Origin of the sequence: Tenacibaculum sediminilitoris (assembly GCF_964513795.1) — a bacterium.
GTDB classification, from domain to species: domain Bacteria; phylum Bacteroidota; class Bacteroidia; order Flavobacteriales; family Flavobacteriaceae; genus Polaribacter; species Polaribacter sediminilitoris.
Map to the genome: position 1 here is coordinate 21819 of NZ_CAZEQR010000017.1, position 7647 is coordinate 29465.

General features: G+C 32.6%; 5 protein-coding genes and 1 pseudogene. All 6 read left to right on the forward strand.

All coding sequences use genetic code 11. The features are described from left to right. The first annotated feature begins 60 nt into the window (after positions 1-60). A complete protein-coding gene (gene tamL / locus ACKTSW_RS06510; protein WP_408024468.1) occupies positions 61-2514 on the forward strand; it encodes a translocation and assembly module lipoprotein TamL in 2454 nt (817 codons plus the stop codon). A gap of 95 nt (positions 2515-2609) precedes the next feature. Further along, entirely contained in the window at positions 2610-3668 is a 1059-nt protein-coding gene (gene fbaA, locus ACKTSW_RS06515; RefSeq protein ID WP_408024469.1) for a class II fructose-bisphosphate aldolase, read from the forward strand. 51 nt (positions 3669-3719) lie between these two features. Further along, positions 3720-4577, forward strand: a complete 858-nt coding sequence (gene accD, locus ACKTSW_RS06520; RefSeq protein ID WP_408024470.1) for an acetyl-CoA carboxylase, carboxyltransferase subunit beta — start codon at positions 3720-3722, stop codon at positions 4575-4577. A gap of 129 nt (positions 4578-4706) precedes the next feature. Next, positions 4707-4976 (forward strand): 30S ribosomal protein S15, encoded by a 270-nt coding sequence (gene rpsO / locus ACKTSW_RS06525; protein ID WP_047788611.1) that lies wholly within the window; start codon positions 4707-4709, stop codon positions 4974-4976. 185 nt (positions 4977-5161) lie between these two features. Next, on the forward strand, positions 5162-7396 hold the full coding sequence (locus ACKTSW_RS06530; protein WP_408024471.1) for a polyribonucleotide nucleotidyltransferase: 2235 nt from the start codon (positions 5162-5164) through the stop codon (positions 7394-7396). Positions 7397-7498: 102 nt separating this feature from the next. Continuing rightward, a pseudogene (locus ACKTSW_RS06535) lies at positions 7499-7647 on the forward strand (IS3 family transposase); the annotation flags it as partial.

The following is a 7647-nucleotide window of genomic DNA, read 5'->3' on the forward strand; positions in this document are numbered from 1 at the left end:
AACGCTCTAAAACCACTAAAAAATAGTATTTTTGGTTCTTAATTACGAGGCGTAAAGTTAATGAAAAAACTTTCTTTCTTCTTTTTATTAGTAGTCTTATTCAGCTCATGCAGCACGATTAAATATGTTAAAGAAAACGAGTTATTGCTAGCCAAAAACTCGGTATATATTGACAGTGTTAAAAACTCAAGCGAAAACATTACTGAATTACTAATGCAACGTCCTAACGCTAAAGCTTTAGGTATGCCTTTATCTTTGCATTTTTATAATTTAGGTAATCCTGAAGCTCCTAAAACACCCAGTAAATGGGGGGAAAAGCATCCAAAAACTTATAACTTTTACAAAAATATTTTCTCAGAAAAACAAAGTATTTCTGTTGCAAAAACATTTATTGGCTTTAACAACTGGTTTTTAACCAGTGGCCAAGCTCCCATTGTAATTGATGATAAAAAAACCAACAGAACTGTAGATAATTTAAAAGCTTATTTTCAAACAGAGGGATACTTTAGAGCAAAGGTATCTTCAAAAAAAGATACGATAGGTAAAAGGAAAGGAGAAATTAGTTACCATATTACAAAAGGAAACCCTTCTTATTTAGATACTATAAAGACCTTTATTACATCACCCGTTTTAGATTCTTTATACCAACTTACAAAAGACAAAAGCTACTTAAAATCTGGAGATCATTATAAAAACGACAACTTTATTAAAGAAGCTAACCGACTTGTAAAGCTTTTTAGAAATAAAGGAATATATCACTTTAATGAAAACTATATTTCATTTGAAAACGATACTTTAAAAAGCTATCAAAAAACTGATGTAGATATCAATATTTCTGATAAAACAGTTCCTTTTGAAATTCAAAAAATAAAAAAGGTAAATGTTTTTACCGATTATACATATAGCACACGAAATTCTAAACATAAAGACACAATTACTTATAAAGGAATTAACTTTTACGCACTTCGAAAATTAAAATACAACCCTAAGTATTTATCTCAATCTTTATTTATAAAACCAAATATGGTTTATAACGATTCTCTTAGAAATTTAACTCGCACCCATTTAAGAGGCCTTAAAAACTTTAAAGCAACCTCTATTCGATATAATGAGCTAAGTAAAAATGAATTAGAAGCAAATGTGTTTTTAACCCCTATTGAAAAATATACTTTAGGTTTTGAAACCGAATTATCACGTTCTAACATCCGTAACTTTGATGTTTCTTTAAAATTTTCATTAACTAATAGAAATACATTTAAAGGTGCTGAGCTTTTTAAACTCTCTACATTTGGTTCTTATTTTAACTCTAATAATGGACCAGGTTGGGAAATTGGTTCTGATATTTCATTAGAAGTACCTCGCTTCATTGCTCCTTTTGGATTACACAAGTTGGTTCCTAAAAGAATGTTTCCAAGAACAAAGTTTTATTCAGGAATAGGAATTCAAAAAAACATTGGTCTAGACAAACAAAACATATCAGTTGGAATCGATTATAAATGGGATTACGACCAGAATAAATCAATTCAATTAGAGCTTTTAAATGCTCAATATATTCGAAACCTAAATGTTAATAACTATTTCTCTATTTATATTTCCGAATATCGAAAATTAGATGAAGTTGCTAAGATTTTTAACCCTTCTTACATCCTACCCGATAATACTTCAGGTAATTTCAATGAAATTGTAGGGTTTATGAGAAATGTACTTGCAAATTCTTCTTTTGCAAGTTCTAATCCAAATGAATATCAAAATGTACTTAACATAGTAAACAGGTTTAATATTGTTACCTCTGACTTTTTAATCCCTGAAATTGCTTACAGTTACACATACAATAATCAAGAAAATATCAAAGATGCCAGTTTTTCTTTTTTTAAATTTAGAGTAGCTAATTCTGGAAATTTTATGGGACTTTTTTCAAATACTTCTAATAACTTAGGACAAAAAACAGTATTTAAAATACCCATAGCGCAATATTTTAAAACCGATATCGAATACAAAAAATATTGGAATTTAGGTGACAATAATGTTTTAGCTCATAGAACTTTTCTTGGAGCTATCTTTACATATAATAATTCAGATATTCCTTTTTCTCGTAGCTATTTTGTAGGTGGTTCTAACGACATAAGAGCTTGGAGAACTTATGACTTAGGCCCTGGTACTAGAAGCCCTGTATTAGAGTATAATATTGGAAGTCTAAAATTTCTAACCAGTTTTGAATACCGTTTTAATGTTTTTGGATCTTTAAAATCTGCTTTATTCATAGATGCTGGAAATATTTGGGATATTACGAATTCTGAATTTGTTGATGACCCTTCTAAATTTAGAGGCTTTAAATCTTTACAAGATATAGCTGTTGGAGCTGGTTTTGGGTTTCGTTATGATTTTAAATTCTTAATTGCAAGACTAGATTTAGGTTTTAAAGCACATGAACCGTATCTAACAAATAATAGGTGGTTCCAAAACTTCAACTTCTCTAACTCAGTACTAAACATAGGTATTAATTACCCCTTTTAACAAAGTACTTTCTGTTAAAAATTTATCGTAACTTGTATAAAAAAGTGTAGATTTGTTGCATAATTTATGAAACATCCTACTAAACGAATAAAAAAATGATTAAACCTGGAGTTGCCACCGGAAAAGAAGTTCAAGAGATTTTTAAATTAGCAAAACAAAAGGGCTTTGCTTTGCCAGCTGTTAATGTTGTAGGATCAAATACAATTAATACAGTTTTAGAAACTGCTAAAGAACTTAACTCGCCTGTAATAATTCAATTCTCTAATGGAGGTGCTCAATTCAATGCAGGTAAAGGCTTATCTAACGACAACGAAAAAGCGGCCATTGCTGGTGCAGTAGCTGGTGCTAAACATATACATTTATTAGCTGAAGCTTACGGAGTTCCTGTTATTTTACATACCGATCATGCTGCTAAAAAATTATTACCTTGGATAGATGGTTTATTAGATGCTAGTGAGCAATTCTATAAAGAAACAGGAAAATCTTTATACAGCTCTCACATGATTGATTTAAGTGAAGAACCAATAGAGGAAAATATTGAAATTTGTAAAAAGTATCTTGCTCGTATGAGTAAAATGGGAATGACTTTAGAAATTGAATTAGGAATTACAGGTGGTGAAGAAGATGGTGTCGATAATTCTGATGTAGATGTGTCTAAATTATATACCCAACCAGAAGAAGTTGCCTATGCCTATGAAGAGTTAATGAAGGTTAGTTCACAATTTACAATCGCTGCTGCTTTTGGTAATGTACATGGAGTATACAAACCAGGAAATGTAAAATTAACTCCAAAAATATTAAAGAACTCTCAAGAATATATTTCAGAAAAGTACAATGTTCCTCATAATACAATTGACTTTGTATTCCACGGAGGATCTGGTTCTACTTTAGATGAAATTCGTGAAGCAATTAGCTACGGAGTTATTAAAATGAATATCGATACCGATTTGCAATATGCATTTACCGAAGGAGTTCGTAATTATATGGCTGAAAAATCTGCATATTTGCAATCTCAAATCGGTAACCCAGAAGGAAATGATGTTCCTAATAAAAAACATTATGACCCTCGTAAATGGTTACGTGAAGGAGAACAAACTTTTAAGGCTCGATTAAAAAAAGCTTTTGAAGACTTAAATAATGTAGATACATTATAATATTCTTTGAAAAAGAAAAGGCCAAACAACTAAAGATTAAAAAACTAAATTATGGCTTGGTTTAAACGTACAGACAAAGGGATTCAAACCCCAACAGAAGAAAAAAAAGACACACCTAAAGGCTTGTGGTATAAAACCCCAAGCGGAAAGATAATTGACACTGATGAACTTAAAAGAAACCTATACGTAAGTCCAGAAGATGGATACCACGTGCGTATAGGAAGTAAAGAATATTTTGAAATATTTTTTGACGATAATAAGTTTACAGAACTTGATCCAAAGCTATCTGCTAAAGACCCATTAAAATTTGAGGATACCAAAAAGTACCCTGAAAAATTAAAGGCTGCTCAGAAAAAAACAGGATTAAAAGATGCTGCACGTGCTGCTGTTGGTAAATCAATGGGAAAAGATTTAGTAATTGCTTCAATGGATTTTGCTTTTATTGGTGGATCTATGGGAAGTGTGGTTGGTGAAAAAATAGCAAGAGCTATAGATTATTCTATCAAAAACAATATTCCTTTTTTAATGATTTCTAAATCAGGAGGAGCCCGCATGCAAGAAGCTTTACTTTCTTTAATGCAATTAGCCAAAACTTCTGCAAAACTAGCACAATTAGCAGAAGCTAAAATTCCATACATATCTTTATGTACCGATCCAACTACTGGAGGAACAACAGCTTCTTTTGCTATGTTAGGTGATATAAACATTGCTGAACCAAATGCTTTAATTGGATTTGCAGGACCTCGTGTAGTAAAAGATACCACTGGTAAAGATTTACCTGAAGGTTTCCAACGTTCTGAATTTTTATTAGAACACGGTTTCTTAGATGCTATTTACGAACGAAAAGACTTAAAAAAACAGGTAAACTTGTATTTAGATTTAATACAGAATCAACCTGTAAGAGCATAACAAAAAAGCTAGCAAATGCTAGCTTTTTTGCTTTGTAACTTTTTCGTTTCCATTCCAAAAAATAATCGTACATTTGCAACTTCAATGTAAATGCATTGAGTACATAATAATCATTTAAATAATATTGGCATGTATTTAACAAAAGAAGTTAAAGAACAAATCTTCGCAAAACACGGTAAAGGAGCAAATGATACTGGTACTGCAGAAGGTCAAATCGCGTTATTTACGCACAGAATTAACCACTTAACTGAGCACTTAAAGAAAAATCGTAAAGATTTTAACACCGAGCGTTCATTAGTACGTATGGTAGGTAAGCGTAGAAGCTTATTAGATTATCTAAAGAAAAAAGAAATTAACAGATATCGTGCGATTATTAAAGAATTAGGAATTAGAAAATAATTCTACAGAAAAAGAGGCTCTATAAACGTGCCTCTTTTTTATTTTAAACTAAATAGTATTTCTGACTAACAAACAGAAATTTATATATAAAAAGCTCAAAATTACTAACAACAATTTTGATTTTCCATTGGAGCAACAACGACACAACAACAACAAACAAAACAAAAAAATTAGAATTAAAATTTATGATTCCAAAAGTATTTAGAGAGGTCATAGACCTTGGAGATGGAAGAACCATCTCATTAGAAACCGGTAAATTAGCAAAGCAAGCACACGGTTCAGTTGTTGTTCAGATGGGAAAAGCAATGTTATTATGTACCGTAGTATCTAACTACAAACAATCTGATGTTGATTTTTTACCATTAACAGTAGATTACCGAGAAAAATTTGCAGCAGCAGGACGTTACCCTGGGGGCTTTTTCAAAAGAGAAGCAAGACCAAGTGATGGAGAAGTATTAACAATGCGTTTAGTAGACCGTGTTTTACGTCCTTTATTTCCAAAAGATTATCATGCTGAAACACAAGTAATGGTACAATTAATGTCTCATGATGATGATGTGATGCCAGATGCTTTAGCTGGTTTAGCTGCTTCAGCTGCAATTCAACTATCAGACATTCCTTTCGAAACTCCAATTTCTGAAGCACGTGTTGCTAGAGTAAATGGAGAATTTGTAATCAATCCAAACAGAGAGCAGTTAGCCGAATCTGATATCGATATGATGATTGGAGCCTCAGCAGACTCTGTAATGATGGTTGAAGGTGAAATGGATGAGATTTCTGAAGAGGAAATGGCAGATGCTATTAAATTTGCACACGAAGCTATTAAAGTTCAGTGTGCAGCTCAAGTTCGTTTAGCAGAAGCTTTCGGTAAAAAAGAAACTCGTGAGTACGACGCAGAAAGAGAAGATGAAGAATTAGCTGAAAAAATTAACGATTTAGCTTATGCTAAATGTTATGAAATTGCTAAAAAAGGAACTTCAAAAGCAGAAAGAGGCTTAGCTTTCTCAGAAGTAAAAGAAGAAATCATTGCTACTTTTTCTGAAGAAGAAATTGAAGACTATAGTAATCTAATTGAAAAATACTTTAACAAAGCACAAAAGAATGCTGTTAGAGAGTTAACATTAGCTGAGGGGTTACGTTTAGACGGACGTAAGACTACAGATATTAGACCTATTTGGTGTGAAGTTGATTACTTACCATCTACACACGGCTCTTCTATCTTTACGCGTGGAGAAACGCAAGCTTTAGCTACTGTAACTCTGGGTACTTCAAGAGAAGCTAACCAAATAGACATGCCATCTTTCGAAGGTGAAGAAACTTTTTATTTACATTATAATTTCCCTCCTTTTTGTACCGGAGAAGCACGTCCTTTAAGAGGAACTTCACGTAGAGAAGTTGGTCATGGTAACCTAGCACAAAGAGCATTAAAAGGAATGATTCCTACTGATTGCCCATACACTGTGAGAGTTGTATCTGAAGTATTAGAATCTAACGGTTCTTCTTCTATGGCAACCGTTTGTTCAGGTACTATGGCATTAATGGATGCTGGTGTACAATTAAAGAAACCTGTTTCTGGTATCGCAATGGGATTAATTTCTGACGGTGATCGTTATGCAGTTTTATCTGATATTTTAGGTGATGAAGATCACTTAGGAGATATGGACTTTAAAGTAACTGGAACCGCTGACGGTATTACAGCTTGTCAAATGGATATTAAAGTAAAAGGATTAAGTTACGAAATTTTAGTAAGTGCATTAAAACAAGCCCGTGATGGTCGTTTACATATATTAGAAAAACTAACAGACACCATTGCTGCTCCTAATGCAGAAGTAAAAGCGCATGCACCTAAAATGGTTACTAAAGTGATTCCTAACGATATGATTGGAGCATTTATTGGACCTGGTGGAAAGCACATTCAAGAGTTACAAAAAGAAACAGAAACTACGATTGTTATCAACGAAGATCCTGTTACTGAAGAAGGAATTGTTGAAATCTTAGGAACAAGCCCTGAAGGAATTGAAAAGGTTCTTGCACGTATAGAATCAATGATGTTTAAACCCGAAAAAGGTTCTGTATACGAAGTAAAGGTTATAAAAATATTAGATTTCGGTGCTGTTGTTGAATATACAGAAGCTCCAGGAAACGAAGTTTTATTACACGTTAGCGAATTAGCTTGGGAACGTACAAACAATGTTACAGATGTAGTAAATATTGGCGATGTTATTGATGTAAAATACTTTGGTATTGACCCTAAAACTCGTAAAGAGAAAGTTTCTAGAAAAGCTTTGTTACCTAAACCTGAAGGTTATGTAGCTAGACCACCTAGAGACAATAATAGAGATAATAGAGGTCGTGATAATCGTAACCGAGATAATCGTCGTGATGATAGAAAACCAAGACAAGAGAAAAAAGAAGAATAGTACTATTTTTTTTATTATATAAAAAAAGGCAACCTAATGGTTGCCTTTTTTGATTAAAACCTTGTCCCGTCCTGAAATAAGTTGACACAAAATCGACTTATTATGAGTAAAGGAGTAAACAAGCGGGTTAAGCGCACCCAACGCGATTACAATTTAGGCTTTAAATTAGCCTTAGTAGCCGAGGTAGAAAAAGGCAACTACACCTATAAGCAGGTACAAAAAGTCTATGGTATTCAAGGTAGGAGTACTGT